The sequence below is a fragment of the Pseudomonas asplenii genome, assembly GCF_001293465.1.
Taxonomy (GTDB): Bacteria; Pseudomonadota; Gammaproteobacteria; order Pseudomonadales; family Pseudomonadaceae; genus Aquipseudomonas; species Aquipseudomonas fuscovaginae_B.
The window spans coordinates 244,368-267,427 of the sequence record NZ_JSYZ01000003.1 but is presented as its reverse complement, the minus strand read 5'-3'; the positions used below and the strand labels follow the sequence as shown (position 1 = coordinate 267,427).

Sequence of the window (23,060 nt, the reverse complement as noted above, 5' to 3'; positions counted from 1 at the left end):
TCACAGGTCGGCTTCAGCGTAGACCAAAAGCGCCGGCAGGCCCCTTCTGTAGCCCCCTAAAGCAGGGGGCCAGGCTGTAGAGAAGGCCCAGACCGGACTGCCCCCAGGACTCTATGTGCCGGTCGTCAGCCCTGCGGCTTGCGCAGCAGGCTGAAGGCCATGCCCCCCAGCGCCGCCACACCCAGCAGCAGCACCGCCCACAGGCCGATCTTTTTCCAGTCGGTCGTTGGCGCCGCCGCGACCGCCGGGGCTTGCGGCGCGGCCGCCTGCGCTGCGCCCGCAGTGGCCTTGCCGACCCCGGCCAGGCGCTGCGGGCTGTAGTCGGGAATCAGCGTCGACAAGGGCAGGTTTGCCGCCCCCACCGTCGCATTGCCCAGTGCCAGGGAGAACGGTGCGTTGCCACGGGCCAGAAACACCAGTTGCGTCGGCCGCACGGCATAACTCAGCGCCGGAGCCTTTGCTCCGAGCCCACCGCCACGCTCGTCGACCACCAGTTTCAACTGCGCAACGCCGTAGCCGGACAGCTCCAGGGTGTCCTGCAACACATCCTGGCCGCCCTGCGTCAACCGATAGAGCAGGCCACTGCCCAGCGTCTGCCAGGCCTCGTTGCCACTGCGCCGCCCATACAGGCTCACCGGCGCCAGGCTGTTGGGCTGGGCCAGCTCGATCCGCACCTGTTCCAGGTTCATTGCCGTGGGCAGCGTCCAGGTGTATTCGCCCGACTTGGCCGTACTGCCAGCCAGCGGTTGCGACCAGGCCAGCGGCGACGCCGAAAGGCTGCTGGTGCTGCTCACCAGTTGCGCCGCATTCAACACCGGTGCCGACTGCGGCGACCGCCACAGCAGGCGCAGGTAACGCGCCGACTGCCCCGGCAGGCTCACCTCGCGCTGTTCGATGCGCTCGTCGGCAAAGGACAGTCGCGCCACCTGACCCTCGCCCCAGGGCTGCCAGTGCTGCAGGTCATCGCTGGCCTCGATGCTGAAACGCTGGAAGCCGTCGCGCTCGCTGGTCCAGTCGAGCACCAGTTGCTGCAACGGCGCCTTGATCGCACTGGCATCGAGCAACCAGCCACGCAGCACTTCTTCGCCGGCTTCCAACTGGCTGGACGGCGTCACCTCGACCAGCGTGCCGGACGTCGTCGATTGCACCCGCACGCTGGGCGCGGCCTGGGGGGCATCGGCCGAGCTGTAGAGCGGAAACCACTTCACATCGGTCTGGCTGCGCTGCTGGCTCGACTGTGCCTGCTCCTGGAGCAGGGCGTAGGCCTGCGGCTCCCCCGCCGAGTTGAACACCCGGACGTCGTTCAGTTCGGCCTGGCGGGCCTGGGCCTGCAAGGTCAGCGGCAGTTCCAGCCGGTACCAGGGGCCCTCGCCGCTCAGGGCCAGGGGCACGATAGTGCTGAAGTCCGCCGGCTTTTCCTGGGCCGACAACGATGCACTCAGGCACAGCAGCAGCACGCCCAGGCGACCCGGGCTCAACTTGCGAATCAAGACGACACTCCTTCCGTTTGCTTGTCGGTCGGCTCGGCCTCCGCGCGCTTGGGCGGCAGCGGCGCGAAATAGCCCACCACCAGCATCAGCACACCGACGCCGATGAACGAGACGATCCGCGCCAGGCCGCCACGGTTGCTCAGCTCGACGAAGAACAGCTTGGCCACCACCACGGCGATCAGCGCCGCACCCATCAGCCAGACCTCGCGACGATGGCGCAGGTGGCCACCGATCATCAGGCTCAGGGCGATCAGGCTCCAGGCGATCGACAGACCGGCCTGCACCAGCATCGACCCCAACAGCGCATCCAGCTCGAAATCCACCCCACCCCAATGGTGGGCGGCGCGCATCACCAGCGCCGTGACGAAGGCGAACAGCGACAGGCTGCAGACCGCCTGGGCGGCCAGCTCGGCGTGGGCGGCGCGTACACCCAGCTGGGGCACCGCGCTGCGCGACCAGATGTAGAGGCTGCCCAGGGCGAACAGCAACCCCAGTTCCAGCGGGTTGAGCAGCGGCACGTACGGCAGCGGCTCGGCGTGACCGTCGCTGAAGCTGTTGGCCAGCCAGAACCAGCCGAGCATCAGCAAGGCCAGCGGTGCGGCAGCGTACAGGCGGTATTCGCGTGAGTAGGCGGCAATCGGCCACGGCCATTCGCGCGGCGCGGCCATCAGCACCAGGTACAGGCTCGGCAGGATCGCGTAACCCAGCCAGCGCCAGGCGTTGTAATGCTCCGACAGCAACAGCAGGCCGTAGCGCAACTCCAGCGCCAGCACGCCAAGGATCAGCCAGCAACCCAGCACGTGGGCGACACTCGATACCCGTGCCGGCAACTGCGGCGCCAACTTGCGCAACGACAGCAGGTGCACGGCGAACAGCGCCGGCCACACCAGCCAGCCGAACTGTGCCGCCGGGTTGTAGAGGCGGGTCCAGTCCAGCAGCAGGATGATCCCGGCCACCGGCACCAGCAGGCTGCACAACCGGGCCAGGTCCGGCCAGCGCAGGCGCACCGCCAGGAGTGCCCAAAGCGCCACACTGGCCGTGGCGATTGCCAGCATCCAGGACGCCCAACTGGACGGCGCGGCGAACAGCATGACTTCACCGGCCCAGGCCAGTGCCCACCAGCCGGTGCCCCAGACCAGCAGCACCTGGGACAGACGCTGCAGGCTCAGGACATCGAACACCGTCGGCAGGCTGTCCCGCTGCAGGCGCCAGGCGCCGACGAAGGCGGCCAGCCCGAGCACCAGCGGCGTCCAGAAACCGCTGTGGCCGAGCAGACGCAGGCCATCGCTGTCGAACGCGCCGAACTGCACCGCCCCTTCGAGCAGGAAGGCCCCGCCACCGATCAGTTGCAACAGCAGGCCGAAGAGGAAACTCAGACGCTGGCGCAGGTACAGGCTCAGCCAGATGATCAGCAGGCCGCTGGCGGCCCAGACACCACTGGCCGTGCCCCAGGGCAGTACGAACAGCACCGCCAGGTTGATCAACGCCAGGCCTGCCAGCAGGATTACCGACAATGCCCGCAGCAGCCGGGCATCGTTGCGCACCATCTCGTCGCGGGCCGCCAGCAACATCCCGCCGATCAGCGACAGGCCGATCAGCGAAGCACTCATCAGGCCGCTCCAGCCGGCACTGAACACCGCCGACGACTCGCCTTCGGCCCCCTGCAGCCGCGCCAGGAACAGCGCGCCGCCGAGCAGTTGCACGGCAAACGCGCTGAACAGGAACGCCCGCGATTGCAGACGCAGGCCGGCAAACAGCGTCGCCAGCCCGGCCAGCGCCCAACTGATGGCCGTGCCCTGGCTGAGGAAGAACAGCGGCGCCAGCAGATAGAGGAAGGCCAGGCCCAGGCAGGCCAGCACCGGAACGCCGCGCCGCTCCCACTCGGCCGCCTCTCCGGGCGCGGCCTGGCGCAATTGCCAGAAGCTGAACAACAGGGCCAACCCCAGCAGCAAAGCGCCCAGCGGCGCGGCATCGAGCAGGCTGTGTTCGCCCGCCTGCAGGGTGCCGGCGAACGACAGGGCCGAGCCCAATTGCAGCAATAGCGCGAAGATCCGCGCGAACGGCCGTTGCTGGCGCAGGCCGAGCCAGAACACCCCCGCGCCCTCCACTGCCCAGGCCGCCGCCGTCCAGCGCGCATCGAGGCCCAGCGGAATCGCCAGGCTGGCGAAGATCACCCCCAGTGCCAGGCAGGTTTCCGCCAGCAGCAGCGCGCGGCCGCCCATCAGCAGGCGGGCCAGGCCCATGTAGATGATCCCCAGCGCCAGGGCGCTGAACGCCGCCGCGAGCTCCAGATGCTGGACCAGCGCGAACTGCAGCCCGAAGCCCACCAGCGGCGGGCCGAACAGCAGGGTGCCATCGACGTAGTCGCCCTGGCGCGCCGACCAGTGCAACAGCCCTTCACGACTGTCGTCCTGCGGCCCGCCGGTCATTTCCCGCAGCTTGCGCCGGGCGAACAGCAGGCCGATAGCCAGGTACATCAGGAAGAACAGCACCAGGAACGGCTCGGTGCTCCACAGCAGCTCGGGCTGGTAGGAACGCACGCCCCAGGCGAAGCCGATACCGAAGGTGCCGACGAAGCCGATCAGATTGAGCAGGCGCCAGGCCTTGAACCAGGCGATCGCCAGGATGCCGCTGTTCAGCAGGATGAAGTAACTGAACAGGGCGACATGGTTGCCGGAGCCGGTGGAGGTCAGGATCGGCGCGGCAAAGCCGCCCAGCGCGGCAGCCGCGGCCAGCCCGAGGGCGTCCTGGGTCACCGCGAGAATCGCCGAGAACACCGTGACCGCCACCAGCAGGCCAAGGGCGGCGGAAGGGTCGAGCAACGGGTGCAGGCGCATCGCGGCGAACACCGTCAGGTACAGCACGGCGATCCCCGTGCCCTGCAGCATCAGGCCGTAGCTGCCATTGCGCAGGCGCAGCCACCAGCCCAGGCCGAGCAGCCCGAGCGCACAGCCGGCGACGCCGGCGTAGCGCAGCTCGACCGGCACCACCATGCCCTCGGTGGCATAACGCAACAGGAAGGCCAGGCCGAGGAACAGCAGCAGCACGCCGACCCGCAGCACGGTGTTGCCACCGAACAGCCAGTTGCGGGCGCCCGCCACGGCACGCTCGATCAGGTTCGGCTCGCGGGCAGTCGGAGGTACAGGCGGCGCGACCGGCTCGCGGACCTCGATCGGCTGCGGCGTCCAGGCGTCGACTTCGGGGCGTACGGCCTGGGGCTCATTGCGCGGCGAGAGCTCTTGCAGTTCCGGCGGGAGTTCCCAGATCAGTTCGGGCTCGGCGCGTGGCGCCTGCGCAGCCGGCTCGACGATCGGCTCGGCTGCCTGGGGGGCGACAGGTGCTTCGTCGACGACGACCGGGGTGGGCTCGACGGCAGCGGCAACAGGCGGTTCCGCCCGGGCGACGCCGACCACCTCCAGTTCGCGAACCCGCTGCTCGAGGCTGGCCAGCGCCTGTTGCGCCTGCTGCAAGCGGGCCTCCTGAGCGCGAGCCCTGCGCCCCAGGCTCCCGAGGCGGAACGCCTGGCCGATCACCAAACCGAACAATGCGCCGATCAGGGCGTCAAGGATGATCTCGTCGACCATCCAGCCCAGTACCAACCCGACCAGCATCAGAATCCATTGCATGCACGATATCCCTAAGCGGCGTCACGACACGCCCGCTCTTGTGGGAGCCGGCCAATCTGCCGCGTAGTATATCGATCCGGCCCCACCAGAGTGGGGTCGGCCTCACAACTTATTGCAAAAGATTACTCCAACGCTTTCCAGATCTCGGTGGCGTACTCGCGAATGGTCCGGTCCGAGGAGAACCAGCCCATCCGGGCACTGTTCAGCACAGCCGAGCGCCACCATTCCTTGCTGTCGTGCCAGAGCGCCTCGACCTTGCCCTGGGCGGCCCAGTAGCTGTCGAAGTCGGCACAGACCAGGAAGCGGTCGTAGTCGATCAGCGAGTCGACCAGGCCGACATAGCGTGCCGGATCGTCCGGGGAAAACACCCCGCCACGAATCGCCTGCAGCACATCGTTGAGCCGATGGGAGGCGGCCACGTCCTGCGCGGCACTGAACTCGCCATTGCGCTTGCGCGATTCGACCTGCTGGGCACTGAGGCCAAAGATGAACATGTGCTCCTGGCCGACCCGCTCGCACATCTCCACGTTGGCGCCGTCCATCGTGCCGATGGTCAACGCGCCATTGAGACCGAACTTCATGTTGCTGGTGCCCGAGGCCTCGAAACCGGCAGTGGAGATCTGCTCCGACAGGTCGGCGGCCGGAATGATGCTTTCCGCCAGGCTGACGTTGTAGTTGGGCAGGAACACCACCTTGAGCAGGCCGCGCACGGTCGGGTCGTTGTTGACGGTACGGGCGATGTCGTTGGTCAGCTTGATGATCAGCTTGGCCTGGTGATAACTCGCCGCGGCCTTGCCGGCGAAGATCTTCACCCGCGGCACCCAGTCGGTTTCCGGCTCGGCGCGGATCGCCTGGTACAGCGCCACGGTGTGCAACAGGTTGAGCAACTGGCGCTTGTATTCGTGAATCCGCTTGACCTGCACATCGAACATCGCCGCCGGGTTGACCGCAATGCCCAGCCGCTCCTGGATCAATGCCGCCAAGGCACGCTTGTTGTGCAGGCGCTGCTCGGCGAACTGCTTGCGAAAGCCGGCCTTTTCGGCGAACGGCTCCAGGCCCACCAGCAAATCCTCGGGGCGATCGAGCACTTCGGCCCCCAGGGCATCGACCATCATCTCGGTCAGCCGCGGGTTGGCCTGGTACAGCCAGCGGCGGAAGGTGATGCCGTTGGTCTTGTTGTTGATCCGCTCCGGGTAGAGCTTGTGCAGCTCGGAAAACACCGTGCTGCGCATCAGTTGCGTATGCAGGCCGGACACGCCGTTGACACTGTGGGAACCGAGGAACGCCAGGTTGCCCATGCGCACCCGGCGGCCGTTGTCTTCCTCGATCAGCGACACCGAGCGCAGCACGTCGAAGTCATGGATGCCCTTGGCCCGCAGCGCATCGATATGCTGGGCATTGATCAGGTAGATGATCTGCATGTGCCGCGGCAGCATGCGTTCCATCAGGCCCACCGGCCAGGTTTCCAGGGCCTCCGGCAGCAGGGTGTGGTTGGTGTAGGAAAGCGTTTCGACGGTCACCTGCCAGGCCGCGTCCCAGGTCACGCCGTGCAGGTCGACCAATTGCCGCATCAGTTCGGCGACGGCAATCGAGGGGTGGGTGTCATTCAGCTGGATCGCCGCATGTTCACCGAGACTGAGCACCGAGTCGTGCATGTTCTTGTGCCGCCGCAGCAGGTCCTGCAGCGATGCCGAAACGAAGAAGTACTCCTGGCGCAGCCGCAGTTCCTGCCCCGCCTCGGTGCTGTCCGCCGGGTAGAGCACGCGGGAGATGCTTTCGGCCCTGGCGACCTCGGCCACCGCCCCCAGGTGGTCGCCGGCATTGAAACGCTCCAGGTGCAGCTCCTCCGTGGCCCGGGCCCGCCACAGGCGCAGGGTGTTCACACTGGCCCCGCGCCAACCGACCACCGGCGTGTCATAGGCGACCGCCCGCACGGTTTCCGCCGGCCACCAGACCTGCCGGGCCTGGCCGGTCTCGTCATGCACGGTCTCGACGCTGCCACCAAAGCCCACCGGGTAGATCACCTCGGCCCGCTCGAACTCCCAGGGGTTGCCGAAGTCCAGCCAGTTCTCGGTCTGCTCCTGCTGCCAGCCGTCGACGATCGCCTGACGGAACAGCCCGTGCTCGTAGCGGATGCCATAGCCATGACCGGCGATACCGAGGGTCGACATGCTCTCCATGAAACACGCCGCCAGGCGCCCCAGGCCACCGTTGCCCAGCGCCGCGTCGGGCTCCAGCAGGCGGATGCGTTCCAGGTCGACACCGAGGTCCACCAGCGCCTCGCGGGCGATATCCAGCAGGCCGAGGTTGCTCAGGCTGTCGTACAGCAGGCGACCGATGAGAAACTCCAGGGAAAGGTAATAGACCCGCTTCTGTCCCTTGCGGTAGATCTGTCGCGTGTGATCCATCCAGTGCTCGACCATATGGTCGCGGGCGGCCAGGGCAATCGCCTCGAACCAGTCGTGGTCGAAGGCATGGTCGGGGTCCTTACCCACTGCATAGGTAAGTTTGGCAAGGACGGCGGCACGAAAGGCAGCCACCTCAGTTTCACGGACAAGCGTTTCCTGAGACATCGATGCGACCTCTAGCGAGATGGACAATTTACGGGACGAGTTGTCTGAGCCTAGTCGGTTCGACACAGGGTGATGGCTCTGGTTCGGGGTTTTTTCCACTCGAAGTGGCGAAGGCCGGTAAATTCGAGGGGCCGCTCAAGACCCGGATTCGCGAAAAATTTCCCGGTAGATCCGCGATTGTGCGAAAAACCGTCAAAGGTTGTTCACAAATCCACAGGCCCCGGTATGATCGCGCGCCCGATACACCCCTGGACGCCACCTGATGAAACCGACCCTGATCGCAGCCGCAGAGCTCGACCGCCTGGAAACCTGGCAGAAGTACTCCAGCCACATGTGTGGCGGCTGCATGTCCAGCTGCTGCACCCTGCCCGTGGAAGTGAAGATCAAGGACCTGATCCGCATCGGCATCGTCGACGAGTTCGAGCGTGGCGAGCCGGCGAAGAACATCGCCAAGCGCCTGCAGAAGGAAGGCATCGTCGAGCGCTACAACCAGAAATCGGAGATCTTCACCCTGCAGCGCATGAGCAACAACGATTGCCTGTACCTGGACCGCAAGACCCGGCTGTGCACCATTTATGACAAGCGCCCGGACACCTGCCGCAACCACCCGAAGATCGGCCCGCGCCCGGGCTATTGCGCCTACAAGCCCAAGCCCCAGGAGCGCCAGGCGCCGAGCCGGAACCTGGAACGGTTCTGACTTCAAACCGGCGGTGCACCCTTCGCGGATGAATCGGCGAAGACGTCCGCCCAGCCATCGCCCCACCTGGCTTCTTGCGCACAAAAAAACGCCCCCGGCCTTTCGACCGGGGGCGTTTTTCATTCAGCCGGAGCTAGAAGATCAAGCCTTGGCTTTCTTGGCAGCGCGGGTACGCTCGCCTTCGTCCAGGATCTTCTTGCGCAGGCGGATCGACTTCGGCGTGACTTCGCACAGCTCGTCGTCCTGGATGAATTCCAGGGCCTGTTCCAGGGTGTGGCGAACTGGCGGAACCAGGGCGATCACCTCGTCCTTGCCCGAAGCACGCATGTTGTCGAGCTTCTTGCCCTTGGTCGGGTTGACGCCCAGGTCGTTGTCACGGCTGTTCAGACCGATGATCTGACCGTTGTAGATGTCCTGGCCGTGCTCGATGAACAGCTTGCCGCGAGCCTGCAGGGTTTCCAGGGAGTAGGTCAGGGCCTTGCCGGTCTCGATCGAAACCAGAACACCGTTCAGACGGCCGGACATCTGGCCTGGCTTCATGGTGTCGTAGCGATCGAAGATCGAGGTCAGGATGCCTGCACCGTTGGTCAGGGTCAGGAACTGGTTACGGAAACCGATCAGACCACGGGCTGGAACGTTGTATTCCAGACGGACACGGCCCTTGCCATCCGGCGCCATGTTGGTCAGGTCGCCCTTGCGCAGACCCATTTCTTCCATGACCTTGCCCTGGGATTCCTCAGGGATGTCGATGGTGACGTTTTCGAACGGTTCCTGCTTCACGCCGTTCACTTCGCGGATGATCACTTCAGGACGGCCCACGGCCATTTCGAAGCCTTCGCGACGCATGGTTTCGATCAGAACCGACAGGTGCAGCTCACCACGGCCGGAAACCTTGAACTTGTCGGCCGAGTCGCCCTCTTCAACGCGCAGTGCCACGTTGTAGAGCAGCTCCTTGTCCAGACGCTCCTTGATGTTACGGGAGGTCACGAACTTGCCTTCCTTGCCGCAGAATGGCGAGTCGTTGACCTGGAAGGTCATGGAAACGGTCGGCTCGTCGACGGTCAGAGGCTTCATCGCCTCGACGGTGTTCATGTCGCACAGGGTGTCGGAGATGAACAGTTCGTCGAAACCGCTGATGCAGACGATGTCGCCGGCAGCGGCTTCTTCGACGTCCACACGGTGCAGACCGTGGTGGCCCATCAGCTTCAGGATACGGCCGTTGCGCTTCTTGCCGTCGACATCGATCGCCACCACCGGAGTGTTCGGCTTGATGCGACCGCGGGCGATACGACCCACGCCGATCACGCCCAGGAAGCTGTTGTAGTCCAGCGCGGAGATCTGCATCTGGAACGGACCATCGCGGTCGACGTCCGGAGCCGGCACGTTGTCGACGATCGACTGGTACAGCGGGGTCATGTCTTCGGCCATGTCGGTGTGGTCCAGACCGGCGATGCCGTTCAGAGCCGAGGCGTAGACGACCTTGAAGTCCAGCTGTTCGTCGGTGGCACCCAGGTTGTCGAACAGGTCGAAGATCTGGTCCAGAACCCAGTCAGGACGCGCGCCCGGACGGTCGACCTTGTTGATCACGACGATCGGCTTCAGACCGGCTTCGAAGGCCTTCTTGGTCACGAAGCGGGTTTGCGGCATGGGGCCGTCCTGGGCGTCGACCAGCAGCAGCACGGAGTCGACCATCGACATCACGCGCTCAACCTCGCCACCGAAGTCGGCGTGGCCGGGGGTGTCGACGATGTTGATGTGGTAGCCGTTCCAGTTGATGGCGGTGTTTTTCGCCAGAATGGTAATGCCGCGCTCTTTTTCCTGGTCGTTGGAGTCCATCACGCGCTCGTCGTTGAGCTCGTTGCGTTCCAGGGTGCCGGATTGACGCAGCAGTTTGTCAACCAGGGTGGTCTTGCCATGGTCAACGTGGGCGATGATGGCGATGTTGCGTAGATTTTCGATCACTTGTGTATCTCGATCAGAGGATTCGGTTTGCTGACAAGTCTTGGCAGCGATTGACGGTAGTGTCCGGCGTGGCCGTTACAGCTTGACGGCGGCGTCGGGGGGCCGGTGACGCAGGCCACAGGCAAACAGCCCCGGGCACTTAGCTCGGTCGATAAACGCGCACATTGGCATGCCCCTCACTGAGCAGATGGTGGGCATGCAGGCGACTCATCACGCCTTTGTCGCAATACAGCAGGTACTGGCGAGTAGGGTCCAGTTCCTTGAAACGAGCATTCAGTGCATAGAACGGCATCGTTTGTACCTCGATGCCAGCCAGTTCCAGCGGATCGTCCTCCTGGGCATCCGGATGCCGGATGTCGAGGACGATATGACCCGCCAGCGCCTCGCTGACCTCTTCGATCTGCAGATCCTGGCCCAGTTCGTCGATCACGTGATCGATCGAGACCAGCCTGGCGCGTTCGAGCGCACGCTCGAGGATCGCCATGTCGAACGCTTTCTCTTCGTGCTCCACGCGGTAGCGCTTGGCGTGGGTCTTGGGGTTGACCGAAATCACCCCGCAGTATTCGGGCATGTGCCGGGCAAAATCGCCGGTGCCGATCTGGTCGGCCAGGTCGATGATGTCCTGCTTGTGGCTGGCGATCAGCGGCCGGATCACCAGCTTCTCGGTCACACAGTCGATCACCGACAGGTTCGGCAGCGTCTGGCTGGAAACCTGGGAAATCGCCTCGCCGGTGACCAGCGCATCGATGTGCAGCCGCTCGGCCATCGCCGACGCCGCCCGCAACATCATACGCTTCAATACTACGCCCATATGACCGTTATCGACTTTGCCGAGAATTTCTCCCAGCACTTCCTCGAACGGCACGCTGATGAACAGCACGCGATGGGAGCTGCCGTACTTCTTCCACAGGTAGTGGGCGACTTCCATCACCCCCAGCTCGTGGGCGCGGCCACCCAGGTTGAAGAAGCAGAAGTGGGTCATCAGGCCGCGGCGCATCATCTGGTAGGCGGCGACGGTGGAGTCGAAGCCGCCGGACATCAGGGTCACGGTCTGCTCCACCGAGCCCAGCGGGAAGCCGCCGAGGCCCTCGTGCTGGCCGTGGATGACGAACAGCCGCTGGTCGCGAATCTCGATCCGCACCTCGACTTCCGGGTCCTTCAGGGAGATCCCGGCGGCACCGCATTCACGCCGCAGGCGGCTGCCGACATGCTTCTCGACGTCCATGGAACTGAAGCCGTGCTTGCCACCGCGCTTGCAGCGCACGGAAAAGATCTTGCCCGGCAGCACGTCAGCGTAGTGCTGCAGGCACTTGGCGGTAATGTCGTCGAAGTCGCCCAGCGGGTATTCGTCGACCTGCAGCAGGTGCGCGATACCCGGCGTACAGCACAGGCGGGCCTTGAACTCCTGCAGAGCCTTCGGATCGGTCAGCGCGGTTTCCAGTTCGAGGTTGTCCCACACGCCATTCACCACCACGGCCGGATCCAGGTCCTTGAGCACGGCACGGATGTTCTTCGCCAATTGACGAATGAAGCGCGTCCGGACAGGGCGGCTCTTGATGGTGATTTCGGGGAAGACTTTTACGATTAGTTTCATGAAAACAGCGCGCGAACGGCCGGCCGAAAAAAGTGGGGCGCGGATTATAGCGGAAATTGCTCAAGGTTTGACCAGTTATTGTACGGACGGTTTTCTGCGCACCAAAAAAGGTCGAATCGATATTTTTCGGCACCACAAAGGTGCAGCGAATGCCCGAAAATTCTCCTACCCTGGCTGGAACGCTTGAGATTGGGGCAAAAAACCCATCACGGGGCACTGGCATGCAATTTGCTCCCTTGTGAGGCAGGTTGCCTTGGCCGAGTATTCGCGCCGGCATCACTACTATTTCAGGGCTACTCCACTATCCAGCCCGAAGCCACCCGGAGGACACCATGTCGAAGTCGGTTCAACTCATCAAAGATCATGACGTTAAATGGATTGATCTGCGCTTCACGGACACCAAAGGCAAACAGCACCACGTGACCATGCCAGCTCGCGATGCGCTGGATGACGATTTCTTCGAAATCGGCAAGATGTTCGACGGTTCCTCCATTTCCGGCTGGAAAGGCATCGAAGCCTCCGACATGATCCTGATGCCGGACGACAGCACCGCGGTGCTGGACCCGTTCACCGAAGAGCCGACCCTGATCCTGGTTTGCGACATCATCGAACCTTCGACCATGCAAGGCTACGACCGCGACCCACGCGCCATCGCCCGTCGCGCCGAGGAATACCTGAAATCCACCGGTATCGGCGACACCGTTTTCGTCGGTCCGGAGCCTGAATTCTTCATCTTCGACTCGGTCAAGTTCAAGTCCGACATCTCCGGCTCCATGTTCAAGATCTTCTCCGAACAAGGCTCCTGGATGACCGACCAGGACGTGGAAGGCGGCAACAAGGGCCACCGTCCGGCCGTCAAGGGTGGCTACTTCCCGGTTCCTCCGTGCGACCACGACCACGAAATCCGTACTTCCATGTGTAACGCACTGGAAGAAATGGGCCTGGTGGTCGAAGTTCACCACCACGAAGTGGCAACCGCCGGCCAGAACGAAATCGGTGTGAAGTTCAACACCCTGGTGGCCAAGGCCGACGAAGTCCAGACCCTGAAGTACTGCGTACACAACGTGGCTGACGCCTACGGCCGTACCGCCACCTTCATGCCGAAGCCTCTGTACGGCGACAACGGCTCGGGCATGCACGTTCACCTGTCCATCGCCAAAGAAGGCAAGAACACCTTCTCCGGCGAAGGTTATGCCGGCCTGTCCGACACCGCCCTGTACTTCATCGGCGGTATCATCAAGCACGGTAAGGCCCTGAACGGCTTCACCAACCCGTCGACCAACTCCTACAAGCGTCTGGTACCAGGCTTCGAAGCTCCGGTAATGCTGGCCTACTCGGCTCGCAACCGTTCCGCCTCGATCCGTATCCCTTACGTTTCCAGCCCGAAAGCGCGCCGTATCGAAGCCCGCTTCCCAGACCCGGCTGCCAACCCATACCTGGCCTTCGCGGCCCTGCTGATGGCCGGCCTGGACGGTATCCAGAACAAGATCCACCCAGGCGATGCCGCCGACAAGAACCTGTACGACCTGCCGCCTGAAGAGGCCAAGGAAATCCCACAGGTTTGCGGCAGCCTGAAAGAAGCCCTGGAAGAGCTGGACAAGGGCCGTGCGTTCCTGACCAAGGGCGGCGTTTTCAGCGACGACTTCATCGACGCCTACATCGAGCTCAAGAGCGAAGAAGAAATCAAGGTCCGCACCTTCGTACACCCACTGGAATACGACCTGTACTACAGCGTCTGATATCCGGCCGTGCCTGCGCAAGCAGGCACAACCTGCAAAAATGCCCCGCCTCGAAAGAGACGGGGCATTTTTCATGGGTGATGGAAAACCCGGACGCCGGGGGCAGCATTTTCATGAAAATGCACTGGCGTGCGCAGCGTCTTGTGGCGTTAACTCTGGCCCCTGCCTCCACCACCGGAAAAGCCGGAGCCCACCATGTCACCGAACAACCGTATCGCCAGCCTGTTGCTGGCCGCCTGCCTGAGCACCAGCGCGCTGGCCGCCAGCCCACCCGCACCGGACAGCCTGGCACCGCTGCTGCAGACCATCAGCGAGCGCCTGACCATCGCCAACCAGGTAGCCCTGACCAAATGGGACAGCGGCAAACCGGTCGAGGACAGCACCCGCGAACAGCAGGTGATCGCCAACGCCCGGGAACAGGCACAGGCCTACCAGCTCAAGCCGGAAGAGGTCGGCCAGTTCATCGCGGCACAGATCGAGGCGAACAAGCTGGTGCAGTACGCCCTGCTGGCCAAATGGCGCAACGCCGGCAAGGCACCGGTGATCGCCCGACCCGACCTGGTCACGCAGATCCGCCCGGTGATGGATCAGTTGCAGGTCAAGCTGCTCAAGCAATACGCCGCGTTCGCCCCCCATCGGCAGGACCCGCAATGCCCGGCCTGGCTGAGCCAGGCCCGCCGCGACCTGGCCTCCGACAACATCCACGACCTGGCCCTGGTGCGCGCCGTGGGCGAACTGTGCCTGCACCCACAGTGAAAGGACCGGCGGTTCTGCTCTATGCTGACAGCTTGTCACGATCAGGACCTTCACCGGGAGCCGCCATGGGTCGACCCCTGCTCTATCTGCTGCTGACCTTCGCCCTGCCGGTGTCGGCGCAGATCTACAAGTACACCGATGCCAACGGCAACACCGCCTACAGCAGCCAGCCGCCCGACGGCATGGCCGCCCAGACCGTGGAACTGCCGCCGCTCAACAGCGTCGAGACGCAAAAGCCGGGCACACCGGCACCAGCCCGGCCAGTCGCCGCGCAACCGGCCGCCCCTCAGGAAAACGCTGCGCCGTACAACACCCTCGAACTGACGGATATCCCGACCGAAGAGGCCCTGCGCGCCAACAACGGGACGTTCACCGTCGGCGTGAAGATCGAGCCGCGCCTGCAACGCCAGCATCTGTTGCGACTGCTGCTCGATGGTGCACCCTACGGCCAGCCGAGCAACGTCCCGCGCCTGCAACTGGTGAATGTCGACCGTGGCGAACACACCCTCGGTGTACAGGCCCTGGAGGGCGAGAAGGTCGTACAGCAGAGCCCTGCCGTGACCTTCACCGTCCAGCGGGTGCACAAACCTTGAGTCGTTCATGAGCGGATCATTCATTCGGGTGCTGGGCCTGGCATTATCGCTGGTCACCCTGCCAGCCGCGGCCGAGGTCTACACCTACATCGACAGCCAGGGTAACCGGGTCTTCACCGACCAGCCCCACAAGGGTGCGACACGGGTGCCGCTGGCGCCGAGCAACCGCATGTCGGCCCATCCCCGCAGCCAGGCGGCAACACCTGCCACCAGCAAGGCCAGCCCGAGCCCCGGGCCGATCTTTCACTACCAGATGGTCCGCGTCCTGGTGCCCGCCCCGGATGCCACGGTGCGCAGCGCCGAGGGCAACCTGATCGTCAGCGTCACCAGCGAACCGGGACTGCAGCCCGGCCATGGCTACCGCCTGCTGCTCGACGGCAAGCCCACCGGAGCCGCCGGCACCAGCCCGGTTTTCGCCCTGGAAAACATCGATCGTGGCACCCACCAGCTCGCGGTGGAAATCCTCGACGAACAGGGCCGCATTGCCGAGCGCACCGCCAATCAGCCCTTCCATATGGTGCGCATGTCTCTCAGCCAGAAACGCCAGGCCCGCCCCTGCCAAACGGCCGACTACGGCCAGCGCCCGGAATGTCCGCTGGCGGACAAGCCCGAGGAAGAAAAGAGCGGCATCCTGCCGTTTCTGTAACCTGGATCACAAAAGCACCAAATCGGTGCACTAAACTACCTCCTCATTCGGGCTCGATCCCATTTTGGTTCGAAATCACCTGTCGTAGCCGGCAGAACGCCACTCAATCGAGCCTGAAATGGGCACTTCAGACTGTTTGCGCTTCTTTTCGGAGCCTTGGTTTGGTTTTTGCATTTTCCCCATATCGGCGCCTTGTTCGCGCACAAACGGGACCACTCCCGTTTGACATGCTCCAAAAGAGGTCCCCATGACCATCAGCGATGCCCTGCACAGACTGTTACTCGACAACCTGACCACCGCGACCATCCTGCTCAACGCCGAACTGCGCCTTGAGTACATGAACCCCGCGGCCGAAATGTTGCTCGCCATCAGCGGCCAGCGCAGCCACGGTCAGTTCATCAGCGAGCTGTTCACCGAGTCGACCGAGGCCTTGAACTCCCTGCGCCAGGCGGTCGAGCAGGCGCATCCGTTCACCAAGCGCGAAGCCATGCTGACCGCCCTGACCGGCCAGACCCTGACCGTCGACTACGCCGTGACGCCGATCCTCAGCCAGGGCGAAACCCTGCTGCTGCTGGAGGTCCACCCCCGCGACCGGCTGCTGCGCATCACCAAGGAAGAGGCCCAACTGTCCAAGCAGGAAACCACCAAGATGCTGGTGCGCGGCCTCGCCCACGAAATCAAGAACCCCCTCGGCGGGATCCGCGGTGCCGCCCAGTTGCTGGCCCGCGAACTGCCGGAGGAAAGCCTCAAGGACTACACCAACGTCATCATCGAGGAGGCCGATCGCCTGCGAAACCTGGTGGATCGCATGCTTGGCTCGAACAAGCTGCCCTCGCTGGCCATGACCAACGTCCACGAAGTGCTGGAACGGGTCTCCAGCCTGGTGGAAGCCGAGAGCCAGGGCTGCATCACTCTGGTGCGCGACTACGACCCGAGCATCCCCGACCTGCTGATCGATCGCGAACAGATGATCCAGGCCGTGCTCAACATCGTACGCAACGCCATGCAGGCCATCAGCAGCCAGAACGAGTTGCGCCTGGGCCGCATCAGTCTGCGTACCCGGGCCATTCGCCAGTTCACCATCGGCCACATTCGCCACCGCCTGGTGACCAAGATCGAGATCATCGACAACGGCCCGGGCATTCCTGCCGAACTTCAGGAAACCATCTTCTATCCAATGGTCAGCGGTCGCCCCGACGGTACCGGGCTGGGCCTGGCCATTACCCAGAACATCATCAGCCAGCATCAGGGCCTGATCGAGTGCGACAGCCATCCCGGCCATACCACGTTCTCGATCTTCCTGCCCCTGGAACAAGGAGCCACATCGACATGAGCCGTAGTGAAACCGTGTGGATCGTCGATGACGACCGTTCTATCCGTTGGGTCCTGGAAAAAGCCCTGCAACAGGAAGGCATGACCACCCAGAGCTTCGACAGTGCCGATGGCGTCATGAGCCGCCTGGCCCGTCAGCAGCCGGACGTGATCATCTCCGACATCCGCATGCCCGGCGCCAGCGGCCTGGACCTGCTCGCCCGGATCCGCGAGCAGCACCCACGCCTGCCGGTGATCATCATGACCGCCCACTCGGACCTGGACAGCGCAGTCGCCTCGTACCAGGGCGGGGCCTTCGAGTACCTGCCCAAGCCGTTCGACGTCGACGAAGCCGTCTCGCTGGTCAAGCGCGCCAACCAGCACGCCCAGGAACAACAGGGCCTGGATGCGCCGCCGACCCTGACCCGCACCCCGGAAATCATCGGTGAAGCACCGGCGATGCAAGAGGTATTCCGTGCGATCGGGCGCCTCAGCCACTCGAACATCACCGTGCTGATCAACGGCGAATCCGGTACCGGCAAGGAACTGGTCGCCCACGCCCTGCACCGCCACAGTCCACGGGCCGCCTCGCCGTTCATCGCGCTGAACATGGCGGCGATCCCCAAGGACCTGATGGAGTCGGAACTGTTCGGCCACGAGAAAGGCGCCTTCACCGGCGCGGCCAACCTGCGCCGCGGACGCTTCGAACAGGCCGATGGCGGCACGCTGTTCCTCGACGAGATCGGCGACATGCCGGCGGACACCCAGACCCGGCTGCTGCGGGTGCTGGCCGACGGCGAATTCTACCGGGTCGGTGGCCATACCCCGGTCAAGGTCGATGTGCGAATCATCGCCGCGACCCACCAGAACCTGGAAACCCTGGTGCACGCCGGCAAATTCCGCGAAGACCTGTTCCATCGCCTGAACGTGATTCGTATCCATATCCCGCGGCTCTCGGATCGTCGCGAGGATATTCCGACCCTGGCCAAGCACTTCCTCGGCCGGGCGGCGCAGGAACTGTCGGTGGAACCCAAGCTGCTGAAGCCGGAAACCGAGGAATACCTGAAGAACCTGCCCTGGCCCGGCAACGTGCGCCAACTGGAGAACACCTGCCGCTGGATCACCGTCATGGCGTCCGGGCGCGAGGTGCATATCAGCGACCTGCCGCCGGAGCTGCTGAACCTGCCGCAGGACTCGGCACCCGTCACCAACTGGGAGCAGGCCCTGCGCCAGTGGGCCGACCAGGCGCTCGCCCGGGGCCAGTCGAGCCTGCTCGACAGCGCCGTGCCGAGCTTCGAGCGGATCATGATCGAGACCGCACTCAAGCACACCGCCGGCCGCCGCCGCGACGCCGCCGTGCTGCTGGGCTGGGGCCGCAACACCTTGACCCGCAAGATCAAGGAGCTGGGCATGAAGGTCGATGGTGGGGATGACGAGGACAGCGAAGAAGCCTGATCCCCCTCGCGTCGAACAAAAGCCCCCTGCAGTCTCGCTGCTGGGGGCTTTTTACTGGCTGTGAAGAACAGGGCAAGGCTTGCGGGCCTATTCGCGGACAAGCCCGCTCCCACAGTGCCTGCTGGCGGCCATGCCCTCCCCGACGCACCATGAGAATGCACCCTGACCCGCCATCGGGCAGCTTTCAGAACCGCCCGCTCTCCAGCCCAGCGCACTTTTTTCGGAAGAAGTCCCGGATTTCGGGGCCTCCAGCCACTTCAGAAAAATTTCGCACACAACTTGAAGCATTTTTCCAAAGCTGGCACGCCCTCTGCAATAACCCCTGTACTACCCAGTTTTGGGGACCTTGGTACAGGCAGGCCGGGGAATCCCCTTCTTTACATCCGGGACTCATACCGCTCAGAGCGACGGGTCCCACAAGTTTTGGAGACCCCGGTACAGGCAGGCCGGGAATCTCCAGCTTTGACCCGGGATCCACGCCTCCCAGAGTGGGCAAATCCCAGCTGTTTCGGGGACCTCGGTACAGGCAGGCCGAGACTCCCCTCTTTACATCCGGGGCTCATACCGCTGGTAGCGACGAGCCCCGCCCGTTTCGGGAGCCCTGGTACAGGCAGGCCAGGGATTCCCTCTTTAACCGCCGGGACTCGCCCCGCTCAAGGCGACGGGTCCCGAACCGTTCAGGGAGCTTTGGTACAGGCAGGCCGGAGATTCCCTCTTTTATTCCTCGCGGAGACTGATCGACAGTCTCCAGCGCCCATCGACCTTCGCCCCGGCCCACTCACCCTGCAAGGGCCGTGCGGCCACCAGGGTCAGCAACACCCCCTTGTCAGTCAGGCGCAAGCGCCAGTTGGCGTCCTTGCCGGCAACCTTGAGGCGACCACCCTGGGCCTTGCCCTCGGCATCGAACAGCAGCGCCACGGTGCCATCCACCTGCTCGCCATGCACCTTCGGTTCGCTGGAGAACCACACCACCAGCGCATCGTCCGCCGCGTCGACCTGCTGCAACTGCGCCGGTTCGGGGTTGGTCAGGCGACCGATCATCAACCCCACCATCACCCCGAAAATCGCCAGGGCGCCCATCACCCGCAGCATTAGCTTCGGCCGCGGGTCCTCTTCGGGGGTAGAATGCTGCCCATCTTCATCTGCGGAGCCGTGCATGTTTCACGTCATCCTTTTCCAACCAGAAATTCCGCCGAATACCGGCAACGTTATCAGGCTGTGCGCCAACAGTGGCTGCCATCTGCATCTGATCGAGCCCATCGGCTTCGAACTGGATGACAAGCGCCTGCGGCGCGCCGGCCTGGACTACCACGAATACGCCACGCTCAAGGTCCACCCGGACCTGGCCAGTTGCCTGGAAAGCCTGGGCAATCCGCGACTGTTCGCCTTTACCACCAAAGGCTCGCGGCCGTTCCACGATACCCGCTTCGCCGAGGGCGACGCCTTTATTTTCGGCCCGGAAAGCCGTGGCCTGCCCGCCGAAGTGCTCGACAGCCTGCCAGGCGAACAACGCCTGCGCCTGCCGATGCGCGAAGGCTGCCGCAGCCTGAACCTGTCCAACACCGTGGCGGTAGCGGTCTACGAGGGCTGGCGCCAATTGGGTTTTGCCGGGTCCGTGTGAACCTTGGTCGCACAAAAAAAGCGCCGCAAAGGCGCTTTTTTTGTGGGAACCGGCAAAGGCCCCACAAGGGCCACGTCCTTACTGGACGGTCGGCGAACCTTCCTGCTGCAGGCGCTGCAGTTCCTGCGCGTACAGCGCATCGAAGTTCACCGGAGCCAGCATCAGCGCCGGGAACGAACCACGGGTCACCAGGCTGTCCAGCGCTTCACGCGCGTACGGGAACAGGATGTTCGGGCAGAACGCGCCCAGGGTGTGGCTCAGGGAAGCCGCGTCGAGGTTCTTGATCAGGAAGATACCTGCCTGCTGAACTTCGGCAATGAAGGCAACCTCTTCACCATTCTTGACGGTAACCGACAGGGTCAGCACCACTTCGTGGAAGTCGGCCTCCAGGGCTTTCTGGCGGGTGTTCAGATCCAGGCCGACGCTCGGCTCCCACTGCTGGCGGAAGATCGCCGGGCTTTTCGGAGCTTCGAAGGACAGGTCACGCACGTAGATGCGCTGCAGGGAGAATTGCGGTTGGCTTTCTTCGTCGGCAGCGGTGTTCTGTTGGTCAGTCATGGCAGATCCTTCTTGATCTTCAGGTCTTTAAGGGTTTCGGAATCAGGCGTTGAGCAATGCGTCGAGTTTACCGGCGCGCTCGAGGGCGTACAGGTCATCGCAGCCACCGATGTGCCGGCTGCCGATCCAGATCTGCGGCACGGACGTACGCCCGGCCTTGTCCGCCATCTCGGCACGCACCTGTGGCTTGCCATCGACCTTGATCTCTTCGAAGGCAACCTGCTTGCTCGCCAGCAGTTGCTTGGCGCGCGAGCAGTAAGGGCAATAATCGCTGGAGTAGACGACAACCTGGCTCATGTCACTTCACCAATGGCAGGTTGTCGGCTTTCCAGCTGGAAATGCCGCCGGACAGCTTGGCCGCGGTGAAACCGGACTTGAGCAGTTCACGGGCGTGGGTCCCGGAATGCTGGCCCTGGGCGTCGACCAGAATCAGGGTCTTGGCCTTGTGTTTTTCCAGCTCGCCGATACGGGCCATCAGCTTGTCCTGGGGAATGTTCAGCGCGCCGACGATATGACCGGCCGCAAACTCCTTGCTCGGGCGCAGGTCGATCACCACGGCCTGGTCCTTGTTGACCAGCGCAGTCAGTTGCGCCGTGCTCAGGCTGGCGCCACCGCGGCTCATCTCATGGGCGATCAGCAGGGCCAGCAGCAGGACGAAGGCACCGGTCAGCAGGTAGTGGTTAGTGGCAAATGCAATCAGATGATCGACCATCAGGAGGTTCCAGGGCGTTAAAATGTCGGCCAGTATACACAGCCGTCAAGGTGGGCCAAACCCCGCCTGGCGGTGACTGCGTTTGAACTTGCCTTTAAACTGCGACTCTTTTTTCCATGTTCTTTCAATCCAGCCGCGAGTGGGATCTATGACTGCCACGCCTAAACCTTTGGTCCTGATCATCCTGGATGGCTTCGGTCACAGCGAGCGCCAGGACTACAACGCCGTCTACTCGGCGAAGAAACCGGTGCTCGACCGCCTCACCGCCAGCATGCCCCATGGCCTGATCTCGGGCTCGGGCATGGATGTCGGCCTGCCGGACGGGCAGATGGGCAACTCGGAAGTCGGCCACATGAACCTCGGCGCCGGCCGGGTGGTGTACCAGGATTTCACCCGCGTCACCAAGGCGATCCGCGACGGCGAGTTCTTCGAGAACCCGACCATCTGCAAGGCCGTGGACCAGGCCGTGGCCGCCGACAAGGCGGTGCATATCCTCGGCCTGCTGTCCGACGGCGGCGTGCACAGCCACCAGGACCACCTGGTCGCCATGGCCGAGCTGGCCTTCAAGCGCGGCGCGCGGAAGATCTACCTGCACGCCTTCCTCGACGGCCGCGACACGCCGCCCAAGAGCGCCGAGTCGTCCATCGAGCTGCTGGATGAAACCTTCCGCACCCTGGGCAAGGGCCGTATCGCCAGCCTGATCGGCCGTTACTTCGCCATGGACCGCGACAACCGCTGGGACCGCGTGGCCCAGGCCTACAACCTGATCGTCGACGGCCAGGCCGAATTCCACGCCGCCACCGCCCAGGAAGGCCTGCAGGCCGCCTACGAGCGCGGTGAAAGCGACGAATTCGTCAAGGCCACCCGCATCGGCGAGCCGGTCAAGGTCGAGGACGGCGACGCCGTGGTGTTCATGAATTTCCGCGCCGACCGCGCCCGCGAGCTGACCCGGGTGTTCGTCGAGGACGACTTCAAGGACTTCGAGCGCGCCCGTCAGCCCAAGCTGGCCGGCTTCATCATGCTCACCCAGTACGCCGCCAGCATTCCCGCGCCATCGGCCTTCGCGCCGGGCAGCCTGGAAAACGTGCTGGGCGACTACCTGGCGAAAAACGGCAAGACCCAGCTGCGTATCGCCGAGACCGAAAAATACGCCCACGTGACCTTCTTCTTCTCCGGCGGCCGCGAAGAGCCGTTCCCGGGCGAGGAACGCATCCTGATCCCGTCGCCGAAAGTCGCCACCTACGACCTGCAACCGGAGATGAGCGCGCCGGAAGTCACCGACCGCATCGTCGAGGCCATCGAAAACCTGCGTTATGACGTGATCGTGGTCAACTACGCCAACGGCGACATGGTCGGCCACAGCGGCGTGTTCGAGGCAGCCGTCAAGGCCGTGGAATGCCTGGATTTGTGTGTAGGACGGATCGTCGACGCCCTGGAAAAGGTCGGCGGCGAAGCGCTGATCACCGCCGACCACGGCAACGTCGAGCAGATGGAAGACGAGTGCACCGGCCAGGCCCACACCGCCCACACCACCGAGCCGGTGCCGTTCATCTACTACGGAAAGCGCGACCTGAAGGTCCGTGAAGGCGGCGTGCTGGCGGACGTGGCGCCGACCATGCTCAAGCTGCTGGGCCTGAAACAGCCCGCGGAAATGACCGGTACTTCGATCCTGACGGACCGTTAAAAGCTGAAAATCCGGCCGACAGCGTGCTGTCGGCCTACCTCTT

General features: G+C 63.9%; 19 protein-coding genes. 10 read left to right on the top strand and 9 right to left on the bottom strand.

Going from position 1 to position 23,060, the window contains the following annotated elements:
- Positions 1-125: 125 nt before the first annotated feature.
- The 3 genes from PF66_RS05150 to PF66_RS05140 form a co-directional block, all read right to left on the bottom strand.
- On the bottom strand, positions 126-1,490 hold the full coding sequence (locus PF66_RS05150) for a DUF3999 domain-containing protein (protein WP_054062063.1): 1,365 nt from the start codon (positions 1,488-1,490) through the stop codon (positions 126-128).
- Entirely contained in the window at positions 1,487-5,116 is a 3,630-nt protein-coding gene (locus PF66_RS05145; RefSeq protein WP_054062062.1) for a DUF2339 domain-containing protein, read from the bottom strand. Before PF66_RS05145 ends, PF66_RS05150 begins: the two co-directional genes overlap by 4 nt.
- A 122-nt stretch (positions 5,117-5,238) precedes the next feature.
- Entirely contained in the window at positions 5,239-7,689 is a 2,451-nt protein-coding gene (locus PF66_RS05140) for a glycogen/starch/alpha-glucan phosphorylase (protein WP_054057990.1), read from the bottom strand.
- Positions 7,690-7,951: 262 nt separating this feature from the next.
- Between PF66_RS05140 and PF66_RS05135 the strand changes: the two genes are divergently transcribed.
- Positions 7,952-8,386: a YkgJ family cysteine cluster protein gene (locus tag PF66_RS05135; RefSeq protein ID WP_017901783.1), complete on the top strand. Its 435-nt coding sequence runs from the start codon at positions 7,952-7,954 to the stop codon at positions 8,384-8,386.
- A gap of 141 nt (positions 8,387-8,527) precedes the next feature.
- On the opposite strand, the gene typA is transcribed toward PF66_RS05135, so the two are convergent.
- Both typA and thiI read right to left on the bottom strand, forming a co-directional pair.
- Positions 8,528-10,348 (bottom strand): translational GTPase TypA, encoded by a 1,821-nt coding sequence (typA, locus tag PF66_RS05130; RefSeq protein WP_054062061.1) that lies wholly within the window; start codon positions 10,346-10,348, stop codon positions 8,528-8,530.
- A gap of 139 nt (positions 10,349-10,487) precedes the next feature.
- Positions 10,488-11,942, bottom strand: coding sequence for a tRNA uracil 4-sulfurtransferase ThiI (thiI, locus tag PF66_RS05125; RefSeq protein WP_054057992.1), 1,455 nt, complete (start codon positions 11,940-11,942; stop codon positions 10,488-10,490).
- Here thiI and PF66_RS33000 point away from each other — a divergent pair.
- From PF66_RS33000 to ntrC, 7 genes are all read left to right on the top strand, one after another.
- Positions 11,941-12,129, top strand: a complete 189-nt coding sequence (locus PF66_RS33000; RefSeq protein WP_160319833.1) for a hypothetical protein — start codon at positions 11,941-11,943, stop codon at positions 12,127-12,129. The two genes, thiI and PF66_RS33000, sit on opposite strands and share 2 nt — an antisense overlap.
- A gap of 145 nt (positions 12,130-12,274) precedes the next feature.
- Positions 12,275-13,681: a glutamate--ammonia ligase gene (gene glnA, locus PF66_RS05120; protein ID WP_054057993.1), complete on the top strand. Its 1,407-nt coding sequence runs from the start codon at positions 12,275-12,277 to the stop codon at positions 13,679-13,681.
- Positions 13,682-13,876: 195 nt separating this feature from the next.
- Entirely contained in the window at positions 13,877-14,437 is a 561-nt protein-coding gene (locus PF66_RS05115; protein WP_054062060.1) for a chorismate mutase, read from the top strand.
- A gap of 65 nt (positions 14,438-14,502) precedes the next feature.
- A complete protein-coding gene (locus PF66_RS05110; RefSeq protein ID WP_054062059.1) occupies positions 14,503-15,030 on the top strand; it encodes a DUF4124 domain-containing protein in 528 nt (175 codons plus the stop codon).
- Between the two features lie 7 nt (positions 15,031-15,037).
- A complete protein-coding gene (locus PF66_RS05105; protein ID WP_054062058.1) occupies positions 15,038-15,676 on the top strand; it encodes a DUF4124 domain-containing protein in 639 nt (212 codons plus the stop codon).
- Between the two features lie 247 nt (positions 15,677-15,923).
- On the top strand, positions 15,924-17,009 hold the full coding sequence (glnL, locus tag PF66_RS05100; RefSeq protein WP_054057997.1) for a nitrogen regulation protein NR(II): 1,086 nt from the start codon (positions 15,924-15,926) through the stop codon (positions 17,007-17,009).
- Entirely contained in the window at positions 17,006-18,442 is a 1,437-nt protein-coding gene (ntrC, locus tag PF66_RS05095) for a nitrogen regulation protein NR(I) (RefSeq protein ID WP_054057998.1), read from the top strand. Before glnL ends, ntrC begins: the two co-directional genes overlap by 4 nt.
- 717 nt (positions 18,443-19,159) lie before the next feature.
- Here the strand turns inward: ntrC and PF66_RS05090 are convergent.
- Positions 19,160-19,600 (bottom strand): DUF2283 domain-containing protein, encoded by a 441-nt coding sequence (locus tag PF66_RS05090; protein ID WP_054062057.1) that lies wholly within the window; start codon positions 19,598-19,600, stop codon positions 19,160-19,162.
- On the opposite strand from PF66_RS05090, the gene PF66_RS05085 reads away from it, so the two are divergent.
- The gene (locus tag PF66_RS05085; RefSeq protein WP_054058000.1) at positions 19,599-20,063 is read left to right on the top strand and encodes a tRNA (cytidine(34)-2'-O)-methyltransferase; all 465 of its coding nucleotides are present in this window, start codon (positions 19,599-19,601) and stop codon (positions 20,061-20,063) included. The two genes, PF66_RS05090 and PF66_RS05085, sit on opposite strands and share 2 nt — an antisense overlap.
- Before the next feature lie 78 nt (positions 20,064-20,141).
- Here the strand turns inward: PF66_RS05085 and secB are convergent, their stop codons facing one another.
- Genes secB through PF66_RS05070 form a run of 3 tightly spaced genes read right to left on the bottom strand, consistent with a single transcriptional unit; the run spans position 20,142 to position 21,333 of the window.
- Positions 20,142-20,621, bottom strand: coding sequence for a protein-export chaperone SecB (gene secB, locus PF66_RS05080; protein WP_054058001.1), 480 nt, complete (start codon positions 20,619-20,621; stop codon positions 20,142-20,144).
- A 42-nt stretch (positions 20,622-20,663) separates the two neighbouring features.
- Positions 20,664-20,918 (bottom strand): glutaredoxin 3, encoded by a 255-nt coding sequence (gene grxC, locus PF66_RS05075; protein ID WP_054058002.1) that lies wholly within the window; start codon positions 20,916-20,918, stop codon positions 20,664-20,666.
- Position 20,919: 1 nt separating this feature from the next.
- Complete coding sequence (locus tag PF66_RS05070; RefSeq protein WP_054058003.1) at positions 20,920-21,333, bottom strand: rhodanese-like domain-containing protein; 414 nt, start codon at positions 21,331-21,333, stop codon at positions 20,920-20,922.
- Positions 21,334-21,481: 148 nt separating this feature from the next.
- Between PF66_RS05070 and gpmI the strand changes: the two genes are divergently transcribed.
- On the top strand, positions 21,482-23,017 hold the full coding sequence (gene gpmI / locus PF66_RS05065) for a 2,3-bisphosphoglycerate-independent phosphoglycerate mutase (protein WP_054058004.1): 1,536 nt from the start codon (positions 21,482-21,484) through the stop codon (positions 23,015-23,017).
- The last annotated feature ends 43 nt before the right edge of the window (positions 23,018-23,060 follow it).

Bases quoted from the DNA above. Each gene is read 5' to 3' on its own strand.
- PF66_RS05145 (WP_054062062.1), bottom strand. From the start codon at position 5,116: ATGCAATGGATTCTGATGCTGGTCGGGTTGGTACTGGGCTGGATGGTC.
- PF66_RS05140 (WP_054057990.1), bottom strand. From the start codon at position 7,689: ATGTCTCAGGAAACGCTTGTCCGTGAAACTGAGGTGGCTGCCTTTCGT.
- PF66_RS05135 (WP_017901783.1), top strand. From the start codon at position 7,952: ATGAAACCGACCCTGATCGCAGCCGCAGAGCTCGACCGCCTGGAAACC.
- PF66_RS33000 (WP_160319833.1), top strand. From the start codon at position 11,941: ATGAAAACAGCGCGCGAACGGCCGGCCGAAAAAAGTGGGGCGCGGATT.
- thiI (WP_054057992.1), bottom strand. From the start codon at position 11,942: ATGAAACTAATCGTAAAAGTCTTCCCCGAAATCACCATCAAGAGCCGC.
- glnA (WP_054057993.1), top strand. From the start codon at position 12,275: ATGTCGAAGTCGGTTCAACTCATCAAAGATCATGACGTTAAATGGATT.
- PF66_RS05115 (WP_054062060.1), top strand. From the start codon at position 13,877: ATGTCACCGAACAACCGTATCGCCAGCCTGTTGCTGGCCGCCTGCCTG.
- PF66_RS05110 (WP_054062059.1), top strand. From the start codon at position 14,503: ATGGGTCGACCCCTGCTCTATCTGCTGCTGACCTTCGCCCTGCCGGTG.
- PF66_RS05105 (WP_054062058.1), top strand. From the start codon at position 15,038: ATGAGCGGATCATTCATTCGGGTGCTGGGCCTGGCATTATCGCTGGTC.
- glnL (WP_054057997.1), top strand. From the start codon at position 15,924: ATGACCATCAGCGATGCCCTGCACAGACTGTTACTCGACAACCTGACC.
- ntrC (WP_054057998.1), top strand. From the start codon at position 17,006: ATGAGCCGTAGTGAAACCGTGTGGATCGTCGATGACGACCGTTCTATC.
- PF66_RS05085 (WP_054058000.1), top strand. From the start codon at position 19,599: ATGTTTCACGTCATCCTTTTCCAACCAGAAATTCCGCCGAATACCGGC.
- PF66_RS05090 (WP_054062057.1), bottom strand. From the start codon at position 19,600: ATGCACGGCTCCGCAGATGAAGATGGGCAGCATTCTACCCCCGAAGAG.
- secB (WP_054058001.1), bottom strand. From the start codon at position 20,621: ATGACTGACCAACAGAACACCGCTGCCGACGAAGAAAGCCAACCGCAA.
- grxC (WP_054058002.1), bottom strand. From the start codon at position 20,918: ATGAGCCAGGTTGTCGTCTACTCCAGCGATTATTGCCCTTACTGCTCG.
- PF66_RS05070 (WP_054058003.1), bottom strand. From the start codon at position 21,333: ATGGTCGATCATCTGATTGCATTTGCCACTAACCACTACCTGCTGACC.
- gpmI (WP_054058004.1), top strand. From the start codon at position 21,482: ATGACTGCCACGCCTAAACCTTTGGTCCTGATCATCCTGGATGGCTTC.